Below are 2,941 nucleotides of genomic sequence, written 5' to 3'. Positions count from 1 at the left end.
CGATCAGTGTGTGGCGGATCTGACGGCGGCGCTGGAAGCGGCCGGCTTCCCGGTGGTCGCGGAGGGGATTTGAGGCCAGTCGTCAGCGAGTCTTGCGTGCGAGTTTGCGCGCAAGGACGTATCCCCGAACCGCTCATCCTGCGTAGCCGCTGAGCCCTTCGACGCCGCCAGCGGCGTCGCTCAGGACAGGCTTCGCCAAGCTTAGTCCCTATTCAGGATGAGCGGGTCGATACAGCCTCTTCTGCTGTTGGCGTGGTAAACGTCCCAGCCCGGCACAGCGCGATTCCACCCCCTCGCGCACCGTGCGGCAATCGACGATAAGCAGCGCAACAGGAGCTGCTGATGACCCGCTTTGGGACCTATGCGATGCGCGCCGGCATGATGCTGGCGATCGCGACGAGTGCGACGCTGCTGGCGATGAACAGCGGCATAGACCCATTGCGCGAGGCTGCACCGGTGGCTGCGCCCGCGCTTCAATCCATGCCCGAACCCACGCCTTCACCGATCGCTGCGACGACGCCGGTCGAGATGACGGCACCCGCCGCCAACCCCGATTTCGTCGTCAAGCGCATCCTCGACGTGCCGTCGCCCTTCACCCATGGCGATCATGTCTGGGACGATGCCGGCGTGCCCGATGGCCCGATCGTCATCACCGTCGACCTGCAGGCGCAGGTGCTGTCGGTGTTCAAGGGCGGGCATGAAATCGGCGCGGCGGTGATCCTCTATGGCGCGGATGAAAAGCCGACGCCGACCGGCATCTATCCGATCACCGAAAAGGACGCCGATCACGTCTCCAACCTCTATGACGCGCCGATGCCCTATATGCTGCGGCTGACCAATGACGGCATCTCGATCCACGGCAGCGATGTCGAGGAAGGCGCGGCGACGCACGGCTGCATCGGCGTCCCGACCGCGTTCGCGCGCAAGCTGTTCGGCACGGTCAAGCTGGGCGACCGGGTGATCGTCACCAATGGCGAGACGATGACGCTGGGCGACAGCATCATCGCGTAAGCCGAGTCGCACTTGTCCGTCACCCCGGCCTCGTGCCGGGGTCCACCGGGCATCTTTGCATGACGCTCGGTTGACGGGAGAGGTGGCGTCCGTCCGTCAGCGATTGCCGCCGATCAGGTCGCCGAGCTCGCCCAGCATCGATCCTTCGCCCCGATTCTGTCCCCCGCGCGATCCGGCGGCGGCAAGCATCCGTCCGGCGAGGCGTGAAAAGGGCAGCGACTGGATCCATACCCGCCCCGGCCCGCGCAACCGCGCGAAGAACAGCCCCTCGCCACCGAACAGGACGCTCCTGACCCCGCCCGCCGTCACCAGATCGAAGTCGATGCCAGGCGTATAGGCGGCCAGACAGCCGGTATCGACGTGAAGCTCCTGGCCCGGCCCCAGCTCGCGCTCGACCACGGTGCCGCCCATCTGGACGAAGACCCAGCCGTCGCCCTCCAGCTTCTGCATGATGAAGCCCTCGCCGCCGAACAGCCCGGTCATCACCCGGCGCTGGAACTCGACACCGATCGACACGCCCTTGGCTGCGGCGAGGAAGCTGTCCTTCTGGCAGATCAGCCGCCCGCCCAGCTGCGCAAGGTTGAGCGGCAGGATGGCACCCGGGGTGGGGGAGGCAAAGGCAACGCGCGCCTTGCCGCTGCCATTGTGCGTGAACACCGTGGTGAACAGGCTTTCGCCGGTGATCAGTCGCTTGCCCGCGCCGAGCAGCTTGTCCATGAAACCGCCGTCGGCACCGCCGCTGCCGTCGCCGAATACCGTCGTCATGCCGATCGCCGCGTCCTTCCAGACGAGCGCGCCGGCTTCCGCCACCGCGCTTTCGCCGGGGTCGAGCTCGATCTCGACGAATTGAAGCTCCTGGCCCTTGATCTCGAAATCGATGTCGTCGGCGACGCCTGCGCGACGGTGATGCTGCCATGGACTGTTGGCGACCATCTGATCATGCTCCCTGGACATGAAGGGCGCGGTCATCGTGACCGGCCGTCGGGTGATAGCATATCGACCCGGCGGATGCAGCGGGTGGCGGCTTAGCGTGCGGCAAATATGCCGCCAGCGATCGTGAAGGCGGGCTGTGCGCCGTCTGCCGCGACGGTCGCGCCGAACGCTGCCGCCACCTCAATCGCCTGGAGCCCGAAGAACCGGCCGCTGAGCGTTCCGATCACGCCGCGGTCGCTGCTGGTCAAAGGCGCGGTGAAATTGCCCGTCGCGGCGTCGATCGACGCAGTGGCGGCGAAGCTGCCCAGCGGGATGTCGGCCCCCCCGGCCATGGGCGTGCCCACCAACCGGAGCGTAAGCGTGATGCGGCGGCCCGCGGGGTCGGGGGTGATCGCGACGATGCTGTTGCCGAGGCCATATGCGCGGGCCGGCCCGCCACCCGAATCGGCCAGATAGGCAGTCGCCAGGACGCGGCCATCGCCATAGGGCGTCGACGGTGCCGTGGCGAGGTCGCTGGAAAGGGTCGAGATGCCGACGATGCAGTGCGTCTGGCGGGACACCCGCTCGACCGGGATCGCCACCGATGCCAGCCGGCTATAGGCGAACGCCCGGCCCCCGGCGTCCGGCACGACAATGGTGAAGCGCACCGGCTCACCCGCCACCTCGGTCATATAGGCCGCTTCGGCACCGGTGGCGAAGGGGTCGACTGTGCGGCCGTCGAACGAGAGCTGAAAGCCGTCGCCGTTGACCGCCCAGACCTGGGGTGTGACCACGAAACGGAAGGTCGCGCCCTGCCCGAAGCTGTTGGTGGGCAGCACCGATGGCGGCTGCCGGTCGAACGCCACCGCGCTGCACGCGCTGGGCAGCGTCACGCCCGACCCGAGCCGGTACGCATAGATGTCGGCAAAGCGGATATAGGTCGAGCTTGGGCTGGCCGCGGGTGTCGGGGTCGGCGTGGGGGCAGGCGTCGGGGTGGGCGCCGGTGTCGGAGTGGGTG

2 protein-coding genes and 1 pseudogene are annotated in these 2,941 nt (G+C 67.7%); 1 reads left to right on the top strand and 2 read right to left on the bottom strand.

Translation table 11 applies throughout. From position 1 onward, the window contains the following. The first annotated feature begins 342 nt into the window (after window positions 1-342). Complete coding sequence (locus tag AX709_RS05885) at window positions 343-1,011, top strand: L,D-transpeptidase family protein (protein WP_066547839.1); 669 nt, start codon at window positions 343-345, stop codon at window positions 1,009-1,011. 96 nt (window positions 1,012-1,107) lie between these two features. Here AX709_RS05885 and AX709_RS05880 read toward each other — a convergent pair whose 3' ends face one another. Beyond that, window positions 1,108-1,944 carry a TIGR00266 family protein gene (locus AX709_RS05880; RefSeq protein ID WP_066480859.1) on the bottom strand — a complete coding sequence of 279 codons (837 nt, stop codon included), beginning with the start codon at window positions 1,942-1,944 and terminating at the stop codon, window positions 1,108-1,110. Between the two features lie 92 nt (window positions 1,945-2,036). Next, window positions 2,037-2,941: pseudogene (locus tag AX709_RS05875) on the bottom strand (hypothetical protein); the annotation flags it as partial.

Origin of the sequence: Sphingomonas sp. CCH15-F11 (assembly GCF_001557005.1) — a bacterium.
Taxonomy (GTDB): Bacteria; Pseudomonadota; Alphaproteobacteria; order Sphingomonadales; family Sphingomonadaceae; genus Sphingomonas.
Note: the sequence above shows the minus strand (reverse complement) of the source record. Positions and strands in the feature narration are given on the sequence as shown.